Origin of the sequence: Bradyrhizobium sp. SZCCHNS30572, assembly GCF_032484415.1 — a bacterium.
Lineage (GTDB): Bacteria > Pseudomonadota > Alphaproteobacteria > Rhizobiales > Xanthobacteraceae > Bradyrhizobium.
Map to the genome: position 1 here is coordinate 853,116 of NZ_JAUESY010000001.1, position 20,940 is coordinate 874,055.

The 20,940-nt window shown below is 61.1% G+C and carries 37 protein-coding genes and 1 tRNA gene; 1 reads left to right on the forward strand and 37 read right to left on the reverse strand.

Annotated features, from left to right (window positions below; all coding sequences use genetic code 11):
* Position 1 precedes the first annotated feature (1 nt).
* The 8 genes from QX048_RS04010 to QX048_RS04045 form a co-directional block, all read right to left on the reverse strand.
* Positions 2 to 2,143, reverse strand: coding sequence for an ATP-binding protein (locus QX048_RS04010; protein WP_316200982.1), 2,142 nt, complete (start codon positions 2,141 to 2,143; stop codon positions 2 to 4).
* A 41-nt stretch (positions 2,144 to 2,184) separates the two neighbouring features.
* Entirely contained in the window at positions 2,185 to 3,195 is a 1,011-nt protein-coding gene (locus QX048_RS04015; protein WP_316200981.1) for a M28 family peptidase, read from the reverse strand.
* A 15-nt stretch (positions 3,196 to 3,210) separates the two neighbouring features.
* A complete protein-coding gene (locus QX048_RS04020) occupies positions 3,211 to 4,728 on the reverse strand; it encodes a hypothetical protein (RefSeq protein ID WP_316200980.1) in 1,518 nt (505 codons plus the stop codon).
* A gap of 422 nt (positions 4,729 to 5,150) precedes the next feature.
* The gene (locus QX048_RS04025) at positions 5,151 to 5,681 is read right to left on the reverse strand and encodes a hypothetical protein (protein WP_316200979.1); all 531 of its coding nucleotides are present in this window, start codon (positions 5,679 to 5,681) and stop codon (positions 5,151 to 5,153) included.
* 24 nt (positions 5,682 to 5,705) lie between these two features.
* A complete protein-coding gene (locus QX048_RS04030; protein WP_316200978.1) occupies positions 5,706 to 6,080 on the reverse strand; it encodes a hypothetical protein in 375 nt (124 codons plus the stop codon).
* Positions 6,081 to 6,149: 69 nt separating this feature from the next.
* The gene (locus QX048_RS04035) at positions 6,150 to 6,905 is read right to left on the reverse strand and encodes a hypothetical protein (protein WP_316200977.1); all 756 of its coding nucleotides are present in this window, start codon (positions 6,903 to 6,905) and stop codon (positions 6,150 to 6,152) included.
* Between the two features lie 87 nt (positions 6,906 to 6,992).
* Positions 6,993 to 7,385 (reverse strand): hypothetical protein, encoded by a 393-nt coding sequence (locus tag QX048_RS04040; protein ID WP_316200976.1) that lies wholly within the window; start codon positions 7,383 to 7,385, stop codon positions 6,993 to 6,995.
* Entirely contained in the window at positions 7,378 to 7,833 is a 456-nt protein-coding gene (locus QX048_RS04045) for a hypothetical protein (protein WP_316200975.1), read from the reverse strand. Before QX048_RS04045 ends, QX048_RS04040 begins: the two co-directional genes overlap by 8 nt.
* 24 nt (positions 7,834 to 7,857) lie before the next feature.
* On the opposite strand from QX048_RS04045, the gene QX048_RS04050 reads away from it, so the two are divergent.
* Positions 7,858 to 8,376, forward strand: coding sequence for a hypothetical protein (locus QX048_RS04050; RefSeq protein ID WP_316200974.1), 519 nt, complete (start codon positions 7,858 to 7,860; stop codon positions 8,374 to 8,376).
* Between the two features lie 238 nt (positions 8,377 to 8,614).
* Here QX048_RS04050 and QX048_RS04055 read toward each other — a convergent pair whose 3' ends face one another.
* The 29 genes from QX048_RS04055 to QX048_RS04195 all read right to left on the reverse strand — a co-directional run bounded on the left by QX048_RS04055 (position 8,615) and on the right by QX048_RS04195 (position 20,529).
* Positions 8,615 to 8,791, reverse strand: a complete 177-nt coding sequence (locus QX048_RS04055) for a hypothetical protein (protein ID WP_316200973.1) — start codon at positions 8,789 to 8,791, stop codon at positions 8,615 to 8,617.
* Entirely contained in the window at positions 8,791 to 8,994 is a 204-nt protein-coding gene (locus tag QX048_RS04060; protein ID WP_316200972.1) for a hypothetical protein, read from the reverse strand. Before QX048_RS04060 ends, QX048_RS04055 begins: the two co-directional genes overlap by 1 nt.
* Positions 8,952 to 9,551 carry an HD domain-containing protein gene (locus QX048_RS04065; protein ID WP_316200971.1) on the reverse strand — a complete coding sequence of 200 codons (600 nt, stop codon included), beginning with the start codon at positions 9,549 to 9,551 and terminating at the stop codon, positions 8,952 to 8,954. Before QX048_RS04065 ends, QX048_RS04060 begins: the two co-directional genes overlap by 43 nt.
* Positions 9,551 to 9,748 (reverse strand): hypothetical protein, encoded by a 198-nt coding sequence (locus tag QX048_RS04070; protein ID WP_316200970.1) that lies wholly within the window; start codon positions 9,746 to 9,748, stop codon positions 9,551 to 9,553. Before QX048_RS04070 ends, QX048_RS04065 begins: the two co-directional genes overlap by 1 nt.
* Before the next feature lie 106 nt (positions 9,749 to 9,854).
* Entirely contained in the window at positions 9,855 to 10,166 is a 312-nt protein-coding gene (locus tag QX048_RS04075) for a hypothetical protein (RefSeq protein WP_316200969.1), read from the reverse strand.
* Between the two features lie 244 nt (positions 10,167 to 10,410).
* A tRNA-Glu gene (locus tag QX048_RS04080) sits at positions 10,411 to 10,485 on the reverse strand.
* Positions 10,486 to 10,720: 235 nt separating this feature from the next.
* Positions 10,721 to 11,308, reverse strand: coding sequence for a hypothetical protein (locus tag QX048_RS04085; protein ID WP_316200968.1), 588 nt, complete (start codon positions 11,306 to 11,308; stop codon positions 10,721 to 10,723).
* Between the two features lie 55 nt (positions 11,309 to 11,363).
* On the reverse strand, positions 11,364 to 11,741 hold the full coding sequence (locus QX048_RS04090) for a hypothetical protein (protein WP_316200967.1): 378 nt from the start codon (positions 11,739 to 11,741) through the stop codon (positions 11,364 to 11,366).
* Positions 11,728 to 12,060 (reverse strand): hypothetical protein, encoded by a 333-nt coding sequence (locus QX048_RS04095; protein WP_316200966.1) that lies wholly within the window; start codon positions 12,058 to 12,060, stop codon positions 11,728 to 11,730. The genes QX048_RS04090 and QX048_RS04095 overlap by 14 nt, the downstream gene beginning before the upstream one ends.
* Complete coding sequence (locus QX048_RS04100; protein ID WP_316200965.1) at positions 12,057 to 12,347, reverse strand: hypothetical protein; 291 nt, start codon at positions 12,345 to 12,347, stop codon at positions 12,057 to 12,059. Before QX048_RS04100 ends, QX048_RS04095 begins: the two co-directional genes overlap by 4 nt.
* Positions 12,347 to 12,991, reverse strand: coding sequence for a DUF7007 domain-containing protein (locus QX048_RS04105; protein WP_316200964.1), 645 nt, complete (start codon positions 12,989 to 12,991; stop codon positions 12,347 to 12,349). Before QX048_RS04105 ends, QX048_RS04100 begins: the two co-directional genes overlap by 1 nt.
* A gap of 151 nt (positions 12,992 to 13,142) precedes the next feature.
* Positions 13,143 to 13,352: a hypothetical protein gene (locus QX048_RS04110; RefSeq protein ID WP_316200963.1), complete on the reverse strand. Its 210-nt coding sequence runs from the start codon at positions 13,350 to 13,352 to the stop codon at positions 13,143 to 13,145.
* On the reverse strand, positions 13,349 to 13,696 hold the full coding sequence (locus QX048_RS04115) for a hypothetical protein (RefSeq protein WP_316200962.1): 348 nt from the start codon (positions 13,694 to 13,696) through the stop codon (positions 13,349 to 13,351). Before QX048_RS04115 ends, QX048_RS04110 begins: the two co-directional genes overlap by 4 nt.
* Positions 13,697 to 13,707: 11 nt before the next feature.
* Positions 13,708 to 14,037 carry a hypothetical protein gene (locus QX048_RS04120; RefSeq protein ID WP_316200961.1) on the reverse strand — a complete coding sequence of 110 codons (330 nt, stop codon included), beginning with the start codon at positions 14,035 to 14,037 and terminating at the stop codon, positions 13,708 to 13,710.
* Positions 14,038 to 14,233: 196 nt separating this feature from the next.
* Entirely contained in the window at positions 14,234 to 14,461 is a 228-nt protein-coding gene (locus QX048_RS04125) for a hypothetical protein (RefSeq protein WP_316200960.1), read from the reverse strand.
* Positions 14,462 to 14,506: 45 nt separating this feature from the next.
* On the reverse strand, positions 14,507 to 14,716 hold the full coding sequence (locus QX048_RS04130; RefSeq protein ID WP_316200959.1) for a hypothetical protein: 210 nt from the start codon (positions 14,714 to 14,716) through the stop codon (positions 14,507 to 14,509).
* Positions 14,717 to 14,740: 24 nt separating this feature from the next.
* Positions 14,741 to 14,944, reverse strand: coding sequence for a hypothetical protein (locus tag QX048_RS04135; RefSeq protein WP_316241292.1), 204 nt, complete (start codon positions 14,942 to 14,944; stop codon positions 14,741 to 14,743).
* A 508-nt stretch (positions 14,945 to 15,452) separates the two neighbouring features.
* Entirely contained in the window at positions 15,453 to 15,716 is a 264-nt protein-coding gene (locus QX048_RS04140; protein ID WP_316200957.1) for a hypothetical protein, read from the reverse strand.
* 9 nt (positions 15,717 to 15,725) lie between these two features.
* Complete coding sequence (locus tag QX048_RS04145) at positions 15,726 to 15,911, reverse strand: hypothetical protein (RefSeq protein ID WP_316200956.1); 186 nt, start codon at positions 15,909 to 15,911, stop codon at positions 15,726 to 15,728.
* Positions 15,908 to 16,156, reverse strand: coding sequence for a hypothetical protein (locus tag QX048_RS04150; RefSeq protein ID WP_316200955.1), 249 nt, complete (start codon positions 16,154 to 16,156; stop codon positions 15,908 to 15,910). The genes QX048_RS04145 and QX048_RS04150 overlap by 4 nt, the downstream gene beginning before the upstream one ends.
* 1 nt (position 16,157) lies before the next feature.
* Positions 16,158 to 16,547, reverse strand: a complete 390-nt coding sequence (locus QX048_RS04155) for a hypothetical protein (protein ID WP_316200954.1) — start codon at positions 16,545 to 16,547, stop codon at positions 16,158 to 16,160.
* Positions 16,544 to 16,879 carry a hypothetical protein gene (locus QX048_RS04160; protein ID WP_316200953.1) on the reverse strand — a complete coding sequence of 112 codons (336 nt, stop codon included), beginning with the start codon at positions 16,877 to 16,879 and terminating at the stop codon, positions 16,544 to 16,546. The genes QX048_RS04155 and QX048_RS04160 overlap by 4 nt, the downstream gene beginning before the upstream one ends.
* Entirely contained in the window at positions 16,876 to 17,076 is a 201-nt protein-coding gene (locus QX048_RS04165; RefSeq protein WP_316200952.1) for a hypothetical protein, read from the reverse strand. The genes QX048_RS04160 and QX048_RS04165 overlap by 4 nt, the downstream gene beginning before the upstream one ends.
* 454 nt (positions 17,077 to 17,530) lie before the next feature.
* Positions 17,531 to 17,701, reverse strand: a complete 171-nt coding sequence (locus tag QX048_RS04170) for a hypothetical protein (protein WP_316200951.1) — start codon at positions 17,699 to 17,701, stop codon at positions 17,531 to 17,533.
* A 517-nt stretch (positions 17,702 to 18,218) separates the two neighbouring features.
* Complete coding sequence (locus QX048_RS04175) at positions 18,219 to 18,503, reverse strand: hypothetical protein (protein ID WP_316200950.1); 285 nt, start codon at positions 18,501 to 18,503, stop codon at positions 18,219 to 18,221.
* Positions 18,504 to 18,601: 98 nt separating this feature from the next.
* Complete coding sequence (locus QX048_RS04180; protein WP_316200949.1) at positions 18,602 to 18,739, reverse strand: hypothetical protein; 138 nt, start codon at positions 18,737 to 18,739, stop codon at positions 18,602 to 18,604.
* A 133-nt stretch (positions 18,740 to 18,872) separates the two neighbouring features.
* Entirely contained in the window at positions 18,873 to 19,070 is a 198-nt protein-coding gene (locus tag QX048_RS04185) for a hypothetical protein (RefSeq protein ID WP_316200948.1), read from the reverse strand.
* On the reverse strand, positions 19,067 to 19,534 hold the full coding sequence (locus QX048_RS04190; RefSeq protein WP_316200947.1) for a hypothetical protein: 468 nt from the start codon (positions 19,532 to 19,534) through the stop codon (positions 19,067 to 19,069). The genes QX048_RS04185 and QX048_RS04190 overlap by 4 nt, the downstream gene beginning before the upstream one ends.
* A 206-nt stretch (positions 19,535 to 19,740) precedes the next feature.
* Positions 19,741 to 20,529 (reverse strand): hypothetical protein, encoded by a 789-nt coding sequence (locus QX048_RS04195; RefSeq protein WP_316200946.1) that lies wholly within the window; start codon positions 20,527 to 20,529, stop codon positions 19,741 to 19,743.
* Between the last annotated feature and the right edge of the window lie 411 nt (positions 20,530 to 20,940).

Sequence of the window (20,940 nt, forward strand, 5' to 3'; positions counted from 1 at the left end):
TTCAGGCCGCCTCGTCGAGGTCTTCGTCGAGGTCGAGATCGAGGTCTTCGTCGTCTTCGACCACGACCTTCTTGTCCTTCGGCGGCGCGACCTTCGCGAACTCCTGGCTGTCAACGAGGAGGCCGAAATAGTGGTCGAGCTGGCGATAGGTGTCGGCATCGAAGGTGTAGTAGCCGGCGCGATTGACGATCGTCCGGAGCAGCGGGTACTTGCGACACAGGTCTGCGTATTCCCGCTCCACCACAACCACGGGATCATCTGCCCTCTTCACCTCGACAGAGATGCCGAGCTTCTTGAGGGCGCCATGGGCGATGTCGGACGGCGTCGTCGTCCGGCTGCCGCGGTTCGCGAGCATGGACTGGGTCTGGCGCAGCTTGGCCCAGAACGAACCGACATCGTCCGGCATCCGCTCGATCTGACGGCTTTTGGCCCAGACCGAGAGGTTGTTGTCCATCGATGTACGGTTGTCCTTCTCGGTCAGATGCTCCGGATCGACCTTCGCCTTCAGGTCGGAGACGATGTCCAGCTCCGACCAGTTCTCCGGGGTCACCGCATCCTGACCCTTGATCAGGAACATCTGACCAACTTCCAGGATGCCGAGTCGCACGCAGTCAGAAACCACGCCGTCGAGATCGTAGAGGCTGATCGAACGACCGTTGACATAGAACCAGCTGTCGTGGCGCCGCCGCCGGCCGTAACCCGCGGTCGACTCCTCGATGTACTCGCCGCCATCGGCCAGATCGACGTCCTGTGTCATCTTGGTCAGACCGCTTGTGCTGACCACGAGGGTGCGGCGCTTGCGGACCGTCTTGCCGCGACGCTTCTCGACCGGAACCTTGAAGCTGTCGAGGTCGACAACGTTCTCGGGATTGCCGAGGCGAGCGAGCGTGGCATCGCGGTTGATCCGCTTGCAGCGGACCCAGAGCACCTTCTTGCCGACCAGCTCCGCCATCATGAAGCGGCTGAGCGAGTAGTTCGGATTGTGCTCGATGACGATCGTGGCGTCAGCAGCCCAGGAAGAGCGAACCTCGACGTCCTCGAACTTGTCGAACGTCCGCCAGTCCTTGCCCAACTTTGCCGTCTTGAAGTCCTGCTTCAGGATGTGCTGGTGGAGCCGGCGGCCGTTCCAATCGATCTGGCTGCGCAGCTTCTCCAGCCGGGTCATCCCCAGCTCTTCCTGCTCGGTCTCGAACACCTGGCAGGCCTCGAACAGCGTCTTGGCCGCATTCACCTTCCGGCGGACCTGGTTGATGAAGTTCTGCTCGAACGACGCGACCAGGCTCTTCAACGTCCCCTTGGTGTTCTCGTCGTAGGCCAGTTCCTCGCGGGACAGCGTGACCTTCAGCGAGCCGATCGGCGCGTCGAATAGCACGGTGTCGTCGTGATGCAGGAAGCCGGTGGTCTCGATCTGGCGCAGATCGATGGGGTACATGACGCAGCCCATACGGACCTGCGGACCGTAGAACGGCACCGTATCATCCTTGTACCAGGTCCAGCCTTCGCCAGAGGACGACACCTCAGCCTCGTTCCACTCCGGCGCCGGGGTGATCCTGGGGCGTGGATTGAACGACCACAGGATCTGGTGAGCCCGGTTGTTGAAGGCGTGGATGTCTTCACGGCGGACCGGGAACGACACGTCCAGTCCTGACGGCTCGTCGGACGGAAGCTCGGCGAGCAGGCGCAACACCGGAAAGCCGCCGGCGGCCAGCGACATCACGTAGGCCCGCATCATGCCGTCCGTGTAGGAGACGACGTTGTAAGAGCCAGCTCCGCTCTCGCCGATCAGATAGGCGAAGGGCGAGAAGCGACCGAGACCCCAGCCGCCAACGTCGTTGTTGCTCTCGCGCTTGGTCGACGCATACATCTTGGCGTAGACCTCCTGCATCTGCTCAGGCGTCATGCCAGGACCGAAGTCGCGGACGCGGAACACCGGGTTCAGACCGGTCGGCAGATAGACCTCGTAATTGCCGCGGGAGGCGTCCCAGGCGTTGGTCGAGATCTCGCGGATGGGGTAGCCGATCTTGTCCTTCGCCAGGCCCGACATCTGGGCGTAGAAGGCGACCGCGTTCATGTCGAACGTGACCTTGATCTCCGACTGCACACCGGACGCAACGTCGACGTGATCCTGCATTCCAAGCTTCATGGCGTGGTCTCTCTGTTTTCAGTGGTGTTGGTGTGGGTTGATCAGGAGGCGATCTTCGAGCCCAAGCCGAAGCCGAAATCGTTGTCGTCATCGAACCGGTCGGAGATCGAGAGATTGCCGCCTTGATCGATGTCTGGCTTTTGGTTCTGGCATTCGATGATCGTGCTCACCTCCTTGAAGGTGAGACCGACCTCATCCTGCAGAAAGCGAGCGATCGGACCCGGATTGTGATAGACTAGGTCATAGACCGTGGACGGTCGCTTGCTCCGGTAGTTGGACAGCTTGCTCAGGATCTGGCTGGGCAGCTCGGGCTTCTTCGGATCACGCTCGACCACGAACTTGCTCTGGTCGATCTTGATCATGTGGTCGCGCAGTTTGACCAGGTGATCAACATCCTGCTTCTCGGTCGGATGGTGCTCTTCGAAGTAGCCGACCGACAGGTTGCTGCACTCCGGCACCAGGTTGATGTATTTCTTAGTGTCGGTCAGGAAGCCGGTCGGGTCGAGCTTGTATCCCTCGGGCAGCTGAGCAGCGATCGAGTTGCCGAACGTATCCGAGCAGCAGCGCGGTCCCTGGTGAGTGATCACAGAGTGCGTGCGCCGACGATCGAACGCCACAGCGACTTGGATGCCTTCCAGGAACTTTGGGTTCTTCTCGGCGATCGCGCTGGAGCCGATGCAGCCGATCTCCTCTGCAGCATGGAAGATGTAGAGACCAGGCACCTTGGCCTTGATCATCTCCGTCATGATCCACACGCCAGAGGCGCAGTCGGCGCCGAGGCAGTTCGACTTCGATTTCTCCGGCAGGCGGAGGAACTTGCCGTCGTATTGGACCTTCTGGTAGCCGGTCCGATTGTGGACGCTGTCGGTGTGCGACGACCACAGGACAGTCGGGCTTTCCTCGCCGACGATGAGGAAATGATTGCCGAACTGGTCCTTCTTGACGCCGAGCGGCATCAGGAAGCGTTCGATGAACTCCGCTTCCGTTGGCGATCCCGCCGGCCGCCGATAGGTCAGCATCGCGGTGAGGGTTTCGAGGTCTTTGTTGCTCATTGCTCTGCTTTCTGATTAGGCGATGCGTCGACGGATCGTACGGCCATCGATCGTTTGGGCCGTCACGTACTCAACTTCGCGGGGTGGTGAAGCGGGAGGATCGAAGTGGCTTTCCATCAAGTCGCGGATGGTGAATTCCGGACGAGCCATGCGGCTGATCGGGAACTGCTCGTTCTCATCGACCCAGGCACGCAATCCGCGATACGGACTGAGACCGTATTCACGTCGAGCGCGCTCCTTCTCTCGCCGCACCCAATGGCGAGAGACCTTCTTGCCGTCGTGCTCGACGAGATCGGACTTTTTGCAAGGCCGATTTGACGCCTCGCAAATCGCTCCGTTCTCCTCGAACCACTTCTTGGAGACGCGCATGTCGTCGCCGTAGCGACCGCCGTCCGGGATGACGACCTTGTATTGCGCCTCGTCGGGCCACAGTTCCTGCGTGACTTCGCACCTGAAGGCGTAGCTCTCGATCGCTCCAGCCGACCATTGCTGCTCGACACCTTGGACCTGCTTGAAGGACCGCTTGCTGAAGTACCGAAGCATCTTCGGGCACCAGCGTTGGATCTCCGCATAGCCGTTCGTCCCGCCGCTCTTGACGATGTCGGGATGATCGGCCGCGTCGACAGACGGCTCCTTGTCCGCGGTGATCCAGTGATTTCCCGCATCGATGCAGACCTTGAGGTCGTCGAAGTAGGGCATCACCGCGTAGTTTTCGTCGTTGCGCAGGAACACCTTGAGCATCCTGGCGCCGACGAAGGTGGGGCCGTTGCCATCGGCGGAGTGATCCTCACGTGGCGTCTCGAAGCCATCTGCTTGAAGAGCAGACTCAAGACGCTGCACGTCGCCGTAGCAGCGGCCATAGACCTTGTTCGCCGGCCAGCAGACGGCACGGGACTGGATGCTGCCACGGCTATTCACCGTGTAAGCAACCGCCAGGTCGCCGGCCCCGTACACCGAGACCGGACGAACCGGAGTCGAGAACGAGTGGTCGCCGTCCATGCACGAGGAGGGGCCATTCGCGTAGACGTGGGCGATGTCTTCAGGAGAGGAGGCGAAGTGGATCTCGCCGCTGGGGTCGATCGCCGCGATCAGCTTGCGCCGCTGGTCGTCGGGGATCTTGCTGTCGCCGATATCGTAGTACCTGCTGATGTACCGGCCAGGGGTGATCGAGGTGAACTTGTCGAGGATCGCGTCCTCTTCGGTTGCGACGAAGGTGATCATGTTGGGGGCGCTCATCATCTGGATGTGAGCGAAGTGGTCGTCGATCGGCGGAAGATTCCATTTCGCCGGCAGCGCCTTGAGAATGCCGCGCTGGATGCCATCGGCGAGACGCTTGCGATGGCGCTCGCGCCAGTCTCCAGACTGGCTCATGCGCCGCGGTTGAACGCGGACGCCGAGATATTCCGCAACGCGCTTGGCCTCCTTGGCGGCCTCACTCCCCTTCTCGTAGGGGCCGTAATCCGGCAGCGGCACATCGGTGCAGACGCCGGGCTGGTTCGGATCCGGCTCAAGCCGGACGAGGTAGAAGGACATGCATTTCTCCGGTGTGCATGCAAATTGCATTCAAGCAAACGAGCTGACACACGTCTGCCGGCGAGGGGTCCTCTCCCGTTCGCTTTTTGCATTCAAGCAAACAAAAGAGCAAGCGAAAAGTTTGGGCGCTTCGAGCGCCTCTTATGGTCTGTCCCTAGATCGGTATCGAATGGTAGTCACGGGCAACGTCTCCTGTGTGCGGGATTTGGAGTTGTCGTTGTCCGATCCGGTCTGTCCCGTGAACGAAAAAGGCGGACCCGCCGAGCGAGACCGCCTGTCCTGTTGTGACGCATATCCTGTACTTTCTACTCTTCTCCGCCCGTCCTAGAAGAGTTCTCACTGTTGCTTATGTCCCTTCGTTACCGCGCTTTTCAGTCACCGGCCGCCAAGATCACGGCCGGCTTGAGTTCATTGTTCCTCCTCTATTCGTCCTTCCAGTCGATGAACAATTCACCGCCGAAGAAGTCGACGGCCTTGGCGATGTGCTTCATCACAGGGAGTCGGCGCTTGGCCTTCGATCCCAGGCAATGACTCGAGAAATACGCTCCTGTCTTCAGCTCGCGATCGAGGTCGCGGACGGCAATGCCGTCTTCCTCGCAGCGACGCCGGATTGCATCAACGAGCGCGTTGCCGGTCGTCGCATACTTCGAAACCTCGCTCTTGAACTTGATGCCGAGGGTTTCCGCTCGCGTCCTGACCGATCCTTGAGCGCGCCCCATCAGGCGAGCGATCTCGATCGCGCCCTTGGTCTTGGCATGTTCCATCAGCTGACGGTCGTCTGACGGATACCAATTCCTGTACTCACGCATGGCCGTGAGCCCCAGATCATTCCGCTTGCGCCTGATGGCCTCGACTGATCTGCCGGGGAGCTTCTTCCTCAGTTCTTTGACTGGCATCTGCGGATTGTCGCGCAGGATTTGCTGCTCGTGATCAGACCAGTATTTCACCTTCATAGCAGTCTCCGCGGATGGCGCGCTTCAGGCCGCCACCTTGCTCTCGTGCCGGTAGAACTGCGGCTTGGGTGCCTCGTACCAGAACATCACACGGGGCGGCTCCTCGAAGGCGACCACGACGGTTGGATCTGAGTCCTGGTAGCGTCGGGCCGCCTTTCGCAGCGTCCGGCCGCTCTCACGTGCGGTGTCGACGATCAGCAGCTTGAAGCCTGCCGGACAACGGGCGCCATACGGAATGTATGGGATGTGCAGGATATGAGAGGCATAAACGGCGGCGACGGCGCCTGATCGCCCGGGGCCGGTGACGGCGTTCACCTGGGAAAGATCGGTGCTCGACAGCGCCTCGCGAAGGCGAGCTGCGAAGGTCGGCTCGTCGATGACGCGGACTGGCTCTTTCATGCTATGGCCTCGTTGAATGGTCGAAGAGATGGTGGATGCCCGCCCTCCGTAGAGAGCGGGCAGGTCGCATCACCAGTTGCGGCTGATGTTCTTGTTCAGCGCCCAGTAGGGGTTCTCGCCATCCGCCTGGATGTAGAGCTGCTTGTGCGCCGGGTAGTGGCGGGTCTTGAGGATGGTGCAGGTACGCGAACCGCGGTTCTTGCGATACGCACGCACCTTGTCGCCGGCCTTCAGCGTCATGCCGGCGACGTACTTCGGGCCGGCATCGACAGCCTCGCCCTCGTCCTCCTCGTCGTCATTGGACGTGGCGGCGACCTGGACCGGCGGGATCTCCTGCTTGAGGGCAGGGATCGTGACCGGCAGGACTGCGAAGACATCGCTCTCGTTGCGCGCCACGTCGAACGCCGCCTGATCGGTGTCATACAGCTCGGCGCCGAGCGAGAACTCGCGACGGTCCTTGAAGATGATCACGAACTTCGTCTGCTCGACCGCGGGGCCGACGTTCTCGACGCTCAGGTCGCCGTTGAGGCTGTTCCCATCGGTGTCGAACTGGGTGACGACCTCCTCACTGCCGTCGTTCGAGACGACGACCACCGGATAGTTGTTGCCGGCCAGAACAGCCAGGACGCGAGCGTTGCTGTGCCGATCTTCGTCGTCGTTGGAGTCGAACACCTCGAACGGCTCATTGAAGTCGACGAGGCCGACCGGATAATTGGTCTCAGGAGCAGTTGCCGGCGACGCCGTAGTGACGACGGCGGTTTCATTCGCGAGCGCGGAAGCGGACTCGGAAACGTCGAAGGCGGTCTCGCCCATGGTGGGGTCCATTCAGTCTCTCCTTGGTGGTGGTTGGTGCGTGCCGTGCATTCCCACCCCCGTCAGAGGGCGGCGCGCTTTGCTCAACGGGGGTGTTGGTTAGGAGCAGCTGTAGTGGCTGCTCTGATAGAGCCGCCCGTGGTTGTCCCTCAGGATTCCGTTTTCAGGATCCTCGGAGAAGGCCTCGACGTCGTAGTCGCGGATCTCGACCGACATGCCGATCTTCATCTGCGCGACATGGGCGTTGCCGCCGAGCACGATGACGACCACGTCAGGGCCGACGTTGACGATGTCCCAGATGGACTGCTCTTCACCGCCGCGGTGGCACTTCGGATAGCGGCCGTCCTCCTCCCGGAAAGCGAGCCGCTCGATGCCGTCGTAATTGACAGCGAACAACAGCGGTCCGCAGTCGGGGCCATTCCAGAAGCCACGGCCGATGAGCCGGGCAGGGAGCCCCTCCCGGGTCTGCATGGGCTTGCTGAAGTCAAGCATCTTCGATCTCGAAGGACACATCGATGCCGCAAGCCTGCGGCCAATTCGGCTCGCCCGTGGAGAGGAAATTGTCGATCGCCGACAGCGCCGCGCCTGGCGTGATGTAGTCGTAGGTCATGCCGTTGAGGTCATCGAGCGGCGGATAGAACAGGAACTGAAGGCGATAGCTGCGATCATCCTTGACGTACCGTGATCCGTTCAGGCTCTCGGTGGCGCCATCTCGCTTCATGACAGCCCACATCCAGCCGCCGATGCAAGCGGTCGTCCCGCACTCGCGTTTGTCGAACAGGCACTCCATGTTGAAGCCGTTCGGCTGACCAAAATTCATCTCGTGGTCGTGGTGGAAGGCGCCGTTGGCGAACAGTTCCCGGACTTCGAGCAGCGCCTTGTGCTCGGCCGGCATGATCTGAAGGGCGTCAGCGGAAAGCACGGGCGGTCTATCGGTCATCTATCCCTCCTGAGTGGGTTTGATTTGCGTAATTTGCATTGTCGTCCGGCGCAAGCAAAATTTGCATTCAAGCGCACAAACCCCCATACTGGTGGAATGGGGAAATCTGAAATCGTAAACGGCCTGCCCTGGTTCTCGACGAAGCAGGAGCGCGAGATCTTCACGAAGCTGGGCTTCTGCTCCGTCTATGCGGTGGGGCCTGATGGCGGCCGGCCGCTGCGGATCGGCGTCTCAGCGAACTTGCAGAGCAGCCTAAAGACCATGCAGCTTGGCTGCTGGAAGGAGCTGCAGGTCCATCACATCATCTGGGTGGATGGGGAACTGCTCGCCAACCGGATAGCTGGCGACGTCTGCAGCGTGTTCGACAAGGGCAATCGCCGCCTCGCTGGCAGCTGGTTCGATGTCACGGCGGAGTTCGCCGTGCAGGCCATGCGTCTCTCCACGGACAAGTCCCAGATCAGGTTCCTGTCGCATGGCGAGATGCTGGAGCAAGTTCGGTTGGTGCGGAAGCGGAAGATCGAGGAAGCTATCGCTCGGGCTTGACCGGCGCGCAAACCTCGAACGGCCAGCCATTGTCCTTCTGACCGCAGGCTTCACCAGTCCAGGGTTGTCCGCAAGCGACGCAAACCGGCTCGCTCTCACCCTTGCAGTCCTCGATCGCAACTTCCCGGGTGCGCCGAAGCAGGAACTCCAGCGCTCCCTCGCCATCGTCCGGCCAACCCAGAGACTTGGCGGTCTCCAGCACATGCGCTCCGGTGCGCCGCTCGTGATCCCTCTGCTCTTACCGAGCAGCATGACGCGCCTTCACGGCATCGATCTGCGCTTGCGCCTGCCTCAATGCGGCGTTGCGCCGATCATCCATGGCCGCCTTGAACCATCGTCCCTTGCCGCTGTAGCTGACCCAGCACGCGGGATCGAGCGTGTAGGCCAGCTGCTTGACGTCGTGATCGAATGGCATCACAGAACCTGCTTCAGGTCGTCCGTGATGGACAGGATGCGGTTGTAGTCGTCACCGTTCGGTGGCCGGGAGTCGTCGCCGCGAGGCGGTTTGCCGTTAAGCCGACAGTCGTACTGGTCGATCTCGAGTGTAACAGCCCTTGCTGCCTGCTCAATCCGCATCAGCTGCCTGATGCGGAAGAGCGCGCGGATTGTGCGGAACATGCTGCAGGTCTCCTTTGTGCTGCGATCTGCAGCTCGAACCTTGCCTTCTCGACCTCATCGAACGCTGCGCGCCACAGCGGGTAGCAGAAGTTCCTGGCGTTCACGAGGACCGGCACCAAAGCTGTCTTCTCCGGGATGTAGACCTCGCGAGCGAACCTGTGATCGTGTTCGGCGATGTCGCGGGTGTTGCTGATAGTGTCGGCGCACTTGATCATCTGGCCGAAGGCGGAGGCTCCGGCCAGATATTGTCGATCGAGCCTCTTGCGCACCGGGCGCTTGCCGTGCTCGGGACGGCTCACGTCCGTCACCTCCAGCACCAGTTCGGCGATCGTGGCGTCGAACTCCGCAACCAACTGCTCGTATGTGGTCGAGGTGTCTTCAAGCGTGTCGTGCAGCCAGCCAGCGGCGACGACCTGCGGGTTCTGCGAATGGCGCAACAGGATCCCAGCCACCTCTTCCAGATGGTGCCAATACGGCACGCCGGTATACTTGCGGAGCTGCGCGCCGTGAGCGTGCTTGGCGAAGTCTCTGGCTTTGTGGATCCAGTGCAGGTCCATCAGGCGACCCTCTCGTTGTCGTTGTTGGCGGGGTGAATGGCGGCCAGGTCCAGCGCCGGAACGCTGACGCTCAGGTCCATCGGCTCGGTCCAGCTGAGGCTCTGGACGTCGCGATGCACATGGTTCTTCCGGAAGCGACAGATGGTGAATGTGCCGAAGGGCAGGCGGTACTCCGGACCGGTTACGAAGGCGAACATGAGCTTCTCCTGCCCTCAGTTTGCATCGCAATTCGTGCAAACGCAACACAAAACAAACGCAACCCGGGAGGAGATTGCTCCCCTCCCGAAAGTCACGATCAGCTGATCAGCGCGCCGAGGGGCTGAAGATGTACCAGGTCGACGGATCGCTCTGGACGACGGTGCTCTTGGCGTAGGCCTTCTTCGAGAAGTTGTGCGAGGGCCGGCTGTCGACCGAACCAGCGCCGATGCTCGGCCAGGTGTTGATGTCGCTCTCGACGATCGTCGACGGCGCCGTGTACTCGAGATGCAGGTTGCCGGTGCCGACCTGGCCGGTCGCCGAGTTGTAGACGGTGTAGTCGCCGGCAGCGGCCGGGGACGACATCACGGACAGCGCAGCGAGCATGGTGGCAGCGGCAAGAAAGGCGAACTTCTTCATGTAGTAGACTCCTTGTGATAAAACCGGAGGTTGTCCGGTAGAGCAACGCATGTCGCTCCGTGCTGCGCTCCGTGATGAAGCGCAGTGCGGAAGGTCAGCGATGTCGAGTGGATCGCAGGGATTGCACCGGGCGAGGGGTGACGTCCCCACGCACGCTTGTTGGCTACCGAGCCCAATTGGACTCGCCTGATCTCCGACGATCAGATCCGTCCCTCGGCCGATGCAATCTGCTTGCTAAGCGTTCTGGCGCTCCCGGAAGGAATCGAACCTTCCTTTCCACCTTGAGAGGATGGCGTCCTTACCGATAGACGACGGGAGCTTGCTCAGATCAGAAGCGGGAGACGAACGTCAGAGCACGAACGATTGACGATCAACGAGGAACAAACCACAAGCAACGAGCGCTCATAGGACCGGACGATTGACGAAGCTCCACACGATGGGGAGCGGGTTCAGCCGGGTAACGAGGAGCGTTGCGACCTCGGGTGAGGGCGATGTGTTTGCCAATGATGATCTTTCGATCGGTGTGCCTTCGGTAAGTCTCCCGCCCACTTGCGTCAGATGAGGCCTGTCTGCCGGAGCAGGTTGGCATCACCTTCTGCGAGTTCCAGATGCACCGCGGCGTTCAGCCCGGCGCGATTGTCTTCGATCGCTTCGAGCGACCGCTTGGCTTCGATGTAGCCCGCGGCGGCCTTGTCCCGCAGCTCGGGCAACACCACTGACACGTTCACAGCGCGGGTCACGCCATAGCTGCGCTCCGCGCTCTGCAGGGCGTTGAGGCTGAAAGACAGCTCAGCCTTCAGCTGCTCCTCGGCCGGCGTGACCCCAGCGGACGCCAGCTTCTTCAGGATCGCCATGACGCGGTTGTGGTGCGCCGCCTGGGCGAGGGCAGCCTCGACGCCCTGCTCGACGTTGGCCTTCGCAATCGCCTGGCGCAGGTTCGCCAGCACCAGCGAGAGCGCCATGTATTCGTCGATGCGCTGCGTCAGCGCCCGGACGCCGGGGACGATCACCGTGTCCGCCGGCTGATCGACGTTCTGCTGGATCAGCAGCGACACGCTGACGTTGGTCGGCAGCTCGATCTTGGCGAGCATCGCCTCCAGCTCCTTGCGGAGCTTCAGCGCTCGCTTCAGTGAGATTTTCATTTCGTCCTCCGTTTGCAGCAGATTTGCATTCATGCAAAGAAAAAGTCAAGAAAATTCACAGATCGTAGCTTCGCTCTCCTGCGATCTCGCGACAGATCGCCATCCGCTTATCGTCGATCTCCGTTGGAGAGTAATTGCTGGTCATCCATTCGACAGCGTCAGCGTAGCTGGCGCATTGCTGTGCATCTCGCTCTCCCTCGTAGCCGGCATTCTCGACCACGACATAGATCGGAGTCCTCGCCCGGGCGTCGGCGATCCTGTCGAGCGCCATATCGAGTTGGTCCCGCAGGTTGCGGGCGTCGATTGCGCTGAGAACGCCGCAGAACTTGGTCGCTCCTTTCGGACCGTAGATCGACAGGATGACTCGATCGTTCTCAGGCTTGTCGTAGGCCCAGCCTGAGCTGTTGCCGGACGCATGCTCAAGCGTTCCCATCCTCTTCCTCTTCCTCTTCATCGTCGTCCTGGGCATAGGACTCTGCAGGTGCCTGATCGGGAAGGCTTCGCAGCAGGCATATCAACGTGCCAGCCTCTTCAGCTTCGCTCTCGCGCTCGTTGTTGGCATCGCTGTCCCGCTTCTGCTCCAGGGCTGCGATGATGTGGACGAGATTGTCGCGCAACAGCGTCTCGATGCCCCGTAGCCTATCCACCTCGTTGATCGCAGCCGTGGCCTGTAGCTCGCAATCGTCGGTGTCGAGCGAGATGTTGAGCGCTCGATTGAGGTCGTCCATAAAATCGGGTGGCGTATAGCTCACAGCTCGCTCCGTTCGCTGATGGTTGCGCCAAAGGAATGAATGTCGCCCCAGCCGACAGCGGTCGATGTTGCGCCGGACGGCATTATCGGGACCTCGAACACACGGATCTTCTCCGACAGTCCGAGGACCGTGTCGTCCAGGCCGTCCAGCTCGTAGTACTTGCGCCAGAGTTGGATGGCCTCGCTGGCGTCAGTGGCCCAGACGAACAGATCTCGGCTGACTGCGCCGTCTTCGTCCCATTCGCATTGGTCGTTGGTCGGGGCGACCAGGTACAGCATGCGATCCATCACAGTTTCTCCGGCTTCTTGATCTCGGTGTCGATGGTCGGGTCGATGATGTGACCAAACCTGCTGCGCTTGCCGTATCGCTTCGCATCGACCAGGAAATACTTGATCACCTGGCTCTGGCTTCGGTTGACAGCGCAGACTCCGACCTTGCCGGCAGGAACCCAATCGGCCCATTCTCCCCATGCAGCGGTCACGACAAACTTGTCGCGAGTCTCGATCTCGAACAGCTGTTCATCTCGCTTGAGAGACTGACCTGGCTCCAGCATGATTCCGCTGAAGCGCTCGTATTCGCTCGGATACCAGTTTCGGAACGTCTCCATCGCTACCTCGAACTCGGTGCGGTCCGGCTTGCCCTCTATCTTGATGACGCGATGGAAGCCGATCGGATGCACGACGGCGGCCAGCGCCCAATCGCAATCCTCCTCGTACCACCCGCCTTCGCGCCGCATGTATTTCGGCACAGCGGCGTTGCGCTCGCGGGACAGCTTGATGCCGCCGTGGCCGGCTGTCGACACCTGCCAGATGCCGGGCGCCAGCTCCTTCTTGCCCTGAATTGCACCCCAGGGTGACGTCTTTGGGCAGGGGCAGCGTTCATATGGGCTCATCGCAATTCCCTCTTCGCGAAGCCCCGCACGCCGCCGCAATCCCCGTAACTCGGGTCTGTGCCGCAATGCGGGCAGATGTATCCATGAACGATTGGGCGACCGCCTGGGCAGCTCACGAATGTGAGGTATGCTTGAGCCAGGTAGGCGAGATCGCTCTTCCGGTTTGCCTCAATGTTCTCGATCTTGGCCATCACGCTTCTCCCGTGAAGCCGTAGACCAAGCGTTCCGCGTCGGCCGGCTCCAGATCATCATCTGTGCGACCCCACCGTTTATTCTCGGCGCAACGCACGATGTAACCGTCGTTGGTGAAGCCGGTGACCTGTCCTACGAACTCGCCTTTCGAGCCGACCGGAGCCGATCGGACCCAGTCGCAGAGTTTGAATTTGTGATCGTCGCTCACCACGACACCTCCACGACGTATCTTCCGCTCGGCATCCAGTTGCGCTCAACGGCCGCAAGCAGAAGCCGGCGCATCTGCCAACATTCGACGCGGCCCTCGACCTTCATGCGCTCAATCAGTCCAGCGCGATACTTGACCCAAAGATCAGCCCTGTCTGAGTCATTGAGGGTCGCGTTGACCGAGTAGACGGCATCATTCGATGCTTCTAGAAGCTCGATCTCGCCATCCCGTCCGACCATCCTCGCGAGGTGCTCGCCGAGACCGGTCTGTCCTTGGCTGTACATCGCCTGATTGGACAGCCATTCGACGAAATAGGCTCGTCTCTGCTCAAGTCGCAGCTTCATGGTGGAAGTCCTCAGCTGAAGTCGTAGAAGGCGACGATGTAGCCGTCAGCATCCAGCTTCTTGCGGTCGCCGTGATGCACGCGGTCTCCCTTCTTCCTCTCGACGATGCGCTTCAGCTCTTCGAGGGTGACGCTGTCGCCGTACTCGGTCTTGATCTTCCGGCCTTCGAGATAGGCGAACCAATCCTTGGCCGAAGCGAGAGCAGGGCTATTGCCATCAGCCTCGTACCCGTGGAATGTGAACGCCCATCCCAGGCTGCTCTTGCCAATGTGAACACGATCGTCGCTGCGTCCGCAGGTTGGGCAGCATGGCTGCGGCTCGACATAGTAGTTGGTTCCCATGGTGAGGATCCTCGTTTGCATGCAAGCAAAGCCCCAGGCACACCTCGGGCGTGAAAATGAGTTGGTGGGCTGGGCGTGCTTCATCGGCGGCGGGGCCGCCTCCACCGTGTCCAGCTGTCGCTACCGCCATCGCGTCCTCGGCTGAGGACCAGGCCGTTGAGCTTGTCAGGCCCTGCCGGGAGCGCCCGGCTTCTCTTCATGAGGTTGGCGGCCTCACTAGCCCGGAGCTACCCGGGCACGTCCGAAAGTCGGTGACGCTGTAGCCTTCGATGCCGTTGATTCTCGCGTTGGCTTCAGCTGCCTCGCGCGTCGGAAATGGTCCGAGCGACCATGTGACATCGTCGAACTTGAAGCGCTCGCAGATCCAGAAGGTCCAGCCCTTGATGTCGCCGTAGAGCGATATCGTGACAGTCCCTTTTCTCATGCCGGCCTTGAGAAGTTCGATCCTGGCATTTGTCATCTGGCAAAATCACTCCATCTGCAACGAGATGCTGCCGTCCTCGGCGATGATGATGTCCGCGTCACCATAGGCGATCTTGTCGATCACCGTGCGCTGTGCCGGCGTCAGCCCATCACACTCGTCGGTGTCGATGTCCTGAAGAGCCTCTTCCCGGCCATCGATCTTCAGGTAGAGATTGCGATAAAGGTGGTTATCGCCACACATCTTGACTACGCTCATCCGACTTCCTCCTGTGGGTGGCGCTCACAGCGCCGTGCTGTGATATTTCCAGCGATCATCGCAGTTCCAATGGTCGAGTAGCTCCAACATGTGGCGACGCGACATGAACCGCATCGTCTCTCGCGTGGATTGGCCGCTGGCCAGGTGGTGACGGATGATGGTGGCTTCGTAGGAGCAGGCAGCCGTATTGTGTGGAAGGCGCCTCAGCTCACTGAAGTTGTTGTCCATCATCCGTCACCACGAATTTCTCCAGCGGATGATGCGTGCCGCTGGTCACGATGTGGGTCCGGTCGCTCCCGGCTGATACCGGCGTTCTGGTTTCGCGAATGTCTCTATCAGGTTGTCAGAAAGTCTTGATTACAGCTTCATGATCATCCTCCTGGGCTTGAGTGCGAGCACATCATCCTGTGCTCGCCCTTCTGGGAGCGCGGCGATCATCCGATTTGGCAGCTACCGGCATATACAGCCGGGCTCGCTTGCTATGGGGTGAGGATGCCCGCGCTCGCAGAAGAGCGAGTGGCCGGATATCCCGCCGGCCTCGGTTCGCGATCTTGGCTCGCGGAGCCTCTTCATGAGAGCGGTGCTGTCTCTCCGCTCAAACGTCCTGCGTGGTCATGGGTGCCGTCACAGCCAGGCGCACGGTTGCACGCGCCTTTAGCTCGGGCTCTGAGTGAGAACCGTTGCGGATCTCCCCGTAAGACTGGCGTGCAGACCGCTTTACCGCACACCGGGGACCTCACCAGTTGATGTCAGACGCGAGCACGTTTCGCTTGGCATGCTTCCAGCTGTGGTGAAGTTGGCCGGACTCGACGCCGATCAGCCGGGCGGCGCGGCGGATTTTGCGGCGATCGATGGAAGTCTGATCTCGCTGCTTGAGCACCTTCCCGGCGCTGGTTACGACGAGATCAGATCTGGTGGCGTAGTCATGCGGCAGGCGGGCCAGCTCGCTGGTGGCCGGCGTCTGCACATCGACGATGATGACGAGCTTTGGGGCTGGCATGATCGATCCTCAGTGCCGGGTGCGTTGAATGATCCGGCGAGCCTCGCGCTTGTCAGCAGTGGAGAGGCGGTGGCCGGCGTGGTAGCGGCGGACCAGCTCGGCCTCGTAGGCGGCGGAGCGGGCTTCAATGGTGAGGCCTGGCGAAAGAGCACGCTCGATCTCGCGGAGGAGCTGGTTGACGGTCGGGCTGCTCATCGGGAGGTCCTCGCGTTGCTGACGTAGCCGGGGCCGTAGCACTGGCCGCATTCGAGGCGCGTCCAGTCGGTCAGGCCTTCAGGGTCGTCCCATGCCGCGGTCGGCCTGCCGGTCCAGCTCAGCCAGATGCGGCGGGTGGCGTTGTAAATGCGGCCTCCGACCCGCGGCTCAGGCTTGCCGTCGAGATCGTCGATGTGGGTGAGCGTGCCGCACGAATGGCAGGGGAAATGGTCTGTGCTGGACATGTCAGAGCCAATCCGGTGGGAGAGGTTTCCATTCGAGTGTCCGGCGAAACTCGCTATCGTGCGGCTCACGCTCGCCGAAATAGAGCGGCTCCAGCTCGTTGTCGGTGCTGTAGAGCTGGCCGTCGATGCGCTGGACCATCGTAGGCAGGAACTTCTTGCCCGTGACCGAGTGATGGCCCTGAGGACGCACGAGGAAGTAGTCGTGCGGCTCCGTGGGCGCCTTCGAGAGATCGGTGCTCCAGCCCGAGCCGATCTCGGGACGCACTATGGCGCGGATCTTCTCGTCGACGTCGGCGTGACCCATAGCGAACGCTAGGTCGGCAGCCTTAGCCATCATGTCGTACCAGCCACCGGCATAGCCGCGGCGATAAGCGATGTCGTCGTTGCTCATGTCAGCTCCTTGCCGGCAATGCCGCCGGTCATGACGTGGGCTTCGCAGTTGGGGTAGACCTTGGCGTGCGTCCGCAGCCACTCCAGCTTGAGCGTGGAGATCGCGGCCTCAGCCTCGGCGATGGTGGCGAACTGGCGGGCATTGCTGCGCCAGGTGTTCCACAGCTCGACTTCGCTCCACGGGGCGACTCGGCTGGTCAGGTAGCGGACGAGCCGTTTTCCGGAGTTGTCGGCGGGGATGCCGTTCCAGGTGGCGACGACGAATGTCGCGGGATTGTTGACCCGGTCGATCGTCTCTTGGCTCGGTGGCTTGAAGCCTTCGGGGAATCTCATGCGAACACCACGAACAGGAACGCAGCGAGCTTGGTGAAGCCGGCACAGGTGGCGAGGATGCCGATCAGCGGGCCGATGGTCACCGCGCCGACAAACGCCACGGTGAGCAGTAGGCCGACCAGCAGCTGAATGCGGGCCTGCCCGCGGCGCTGGCGGAAGCGGGCGTAGGAGCCCGGCGACGGATTGCGTCGGACCATGTCAGCCTCGCCAGATGTAGAGAAAGGCGCCGAGGGCGGAGAGGATCATCCCGCCGGTGATGATGTATTCTCCGATGTGTCCGTGCATCTCAGAGTCTCCGTTGGCATGTGCATTTGCGCGAAGGCTAAAGCAAACGCAAGGGCGTATGTGTGCCCTTGGCGTGGAACTTTGGATGGTGAGATGGCCAGGGCACGGATCGAACGTGCATGGTAGCCATCCGGCGTTTGCGACCCCTAAGCCCGTTACCGGGACGTGCCTTCACGCCTGGCCATCACACCATCCAAAAGGTGCAAGCCCTTGACTTTCCTTTGCGTTTCTGATAGAAAATGCAAACGGAGTCGACGGATTTGGCGCCAAGATCAGGGGCGGGAACAGCTGAAGTTCCAGTCCGGGAAATTGGTCAATTAATTCCCAGAAAACCCCGTCAGAAATTCCCGCGAGGGAATTTCGGCCTCATTTTCCGAAGGCCGCCTGAAGGTACTCGAACGCCATACGGACCAAGCCGGCCGAGGCGTTACCAGACCCCAGAAGGTAGGCTACCTCGTTCAGGGCGTAGCACTGTTCCAGGGTCTTCGAGGGGGCAAAGCGAAGCTCCTGGTAGAGCTTCTGAAGCATGTCGAGCATGATTGGCTCCGTGCGTTAGAGTTGACGAAACTTCCAAGAAACAGCCGAAATTCCAGGGGCCGCCCATTCGCGGGCCGCCGGACAAGCACACCCTCAAGAGAGAGCAGAGACAGGGGATGCAGAGGGGACAGGAGAGGGAGAAGGGGCAGGGAGACCAGGAGGGGGGAGGCTAACCACCCAATCGGACCCCACCATCGAAGCAGTGACATTCAGCCGGCAAATCGATGCAAATGGCAGGCAGAGCGCCGGGTTCGTCGATCGCCTCTTTCCCTCGCCATAAAAGGCAAATTTGCATTTCCACGCCTCAACACACCCTGGAAACACCAGATCTAGTGTGCTGAGGGGTCAAAATGGTCCCAAAACCGGGTCTGAGACCCCATTTTCGAGGCCTCAGACACCAGATGTTGTGTTCACCACCAAATTCCTCCGGTGGTCCAGCCGGCGATCGCGGCGCCGAGCATGATGATGGCGCTCCAGAACGGGTCGACGCGGTACGAGAACAGACCCATGATGCCCCTCACGCTGCAAACGGTTCCAGGACGGACTCTTCGTAGGCCCCGTCAGCGGTGACCTCGACGATGTGGAACCCGTAATCGGGGTGGAAGCCCTTGCCATTCTCGAAGGGACGGCCGGCGGCGTAGCGGGTCAGGTAGTAGTCGAGCCACTGCTCGGCCTCGAAGCGCTCGACGTCGTGGCTCAGCATCAGCCGGCCGGAGATGTCGCGAATGTTGTAGAGGCCGGGCAAGGGCACGTCGTCCTGCGAGACCAGCTTGAGCCAGTCCAGGTTGGTGACGATCGTCATGGTTGGAGTCCAGGGTTGGGGATGGCGCGACGGAAAACGCGCCGCAGAGCCTGCGACGCGCTAACCTGGTCGGATGATGGTGAGGGGGAAGAGTGCGCTTACGGGCGCAGCAGCCGGTCTATGACGCTCAGGAGCGTGACGCTGGCAGCAACCATGCCACCAATGCGTAAGGTCAAGCGCAGCACCGCGTTGTCGATTGCGGTGGTCAGGTCGGTCTTTGTCACCAGCTCACTCATGACGAAGTCCCGTGCGGCTTCAGCGTGTGCGTCAGCTTGGGGGCGGGGTACGCCTCCCTCCTGCAGACGCTTCGAGTAGCCGAGTGTATCAAAAGCGTAGGCCATAGTCATTCCTTCTGGTGGGCGGTGAGTCTCACCATTTCAGGGGGCGGTTCTGCTCGATCAGGTCGTCGACCAAGAGCACGCACTGGTGCCCTCTCTCGTCCTTCTCGAGTGCTTGCTGGAACATTGCCGCGTAGCCCCGCTTCTGTTTGCGGGTCAGGCGACAGCGGATGTGGCGACCGAGCCGGGACAGCCGGCCCTTCGCCTCCTCGAAGCGCGGGTGGGTCATGCGAAGCTGACCTCGATGCGCTTGGAGAACGGGTTGACCTTGATGGTCGCGGTCGGCTTGCCGCGCCCGTTGGTCACGGTGAGCGTCTGGTGCCGGCGCATGTCCTGCGGCAGCTCGCAATCGCGCTCGTTGCGCTCGGCTGCACGTCTCGGTCTGGGCGGTTCGCGGCGGATGCGTGAGGCCGGCGCTGGCGAGTAGATCGACTTCGGCTCGTGCTGGCCGGTCTTGCCGAGCCTGTCCGGGATCTCGTTGTGCTCCCACTCGTCGTAGAAGCGGTTGAAGGTTGCGACCTCCTCGGCTGCCTTCAACTCGGCCTTGGTGGGCAGGCGAGGCGCCGGGGGCGGGGCGTAGTTCGCCGCCAGCCAATCCTTGGCCATGTCCATCTTGCGTTCGAGCTGAGCCTCACGCTCGGCTCTGTCGACGATTTGGCGCGCAGTGGGGCGTTCGATGAAGCGCTTGGCCATCGCTTGACGTCCTGTGATTTGAGGGTGGAGGTCGCCTCACGCGGAGGCTTGGAATTTCCAAATCCGGCCAGCTCGCGCTGTGTGTCAGCGCCGGCCCCTGCCGGAAAAATCCAAAAAAAAGGGAGCACCGAAGCCCCACCGGTTGGAACCGGTAGGGCCTGGTCTACTCCGCGGGTTGCAGGCTTGGTGCTGGTCGAGTGCCGCGCTTACGCGGCCTCTTTCACCTCCGCCGGGATCAGGGTCGGGGCTTCCGCCGGGGCTTCGCCGAACACCGACTCGATGGTTTCGTCGGTCGCGGCGCGCTTGGCGACGATCTCGTTGAGCCGCCGGATGAGAACGGAAAGTTCCCCGTCCGTCATGCCGTCCGCCCGCTTGACGATCGACTCGATTGCGTCAACCGGCTTGGCCGGCTTGTCGGGCGAGAGTGCGGCCGTCAGCTTGGCGAAGGAACCGCCATAGGTGCGCTTCACGAAATCCGTGAAATTCTGCACCAAGGCATCGCCCGAAGCGCCGGCCTTCTGCTTTGCCAGCATGTCCCGGATGACGTCCGCGTGATTGGTGCAGACGTCCGCCATGAGCCGGAATGACCACGTCCGCAGCTTGGACAGCCCTTCGTTGAGCTTGGCGCCTTCCGGCTTGGCGAACTGCGTTTTCACGCTCTTGCCGCCGTCGATATATTCGGACACGGCCGCCTCACGCGCCTTCTTGTCGCGAAGCGCCATGAAACCGGAAACCAAATGATCCGTGTCGCGCCAGACCGGGTTTCCCTTGCTCGCGAAATACTTCAGGAAGGCACGGAACACCTTCTTGTTTTCCTTGTCGTCGATTCCCTTGTCGGACTCGGCGAGTTCCACTTGCTTGTTCGCCATGACAAGGGCCAGCGACACGGTTCCAGTGAAGGCCGCGGCGTCGTCCGCCTTGACAGCCTTGACGGCCGCATCAAGAACAATCTGGCCAAGCGTGCGGGCAGGGGTAGCATTCTGAGTCGTGGTCATTTGCAGTTCCTTTCCTTTGCTCTAGATGCCGTTTCCGGGAGGTGCCGGAAGATTTCGGGGTTTGGGCAAAGGTTTCCCGTGCTCTGGAAAGCTCTCTTTCCTGAGTTCCAGACGAGTCGAGCGACTCGTATCGCGTGAGAAACCTAGTCCGTTCCGAAGCCTCCGTTTAGCTCGTTTGCATCTGACAAATAGACAATAGTTGAGCGTGAAAATGGTTGCAAGAAAAGTGTTTCTCAATGAAATCAATGACTTAGTCTTCTGGAAATCAGGAGAAAACGCGCTCGACAAGTAGCTCGTGCGAAAAAGCGCATTGAAATCAATTGGTTGCAGAAAAGCAGAGAACTAATAGCTTTTGCATTTTGCTTCTATGCAAATGTGCATGCCTCGCATGCAAACAGTAGGTTCCCTCGA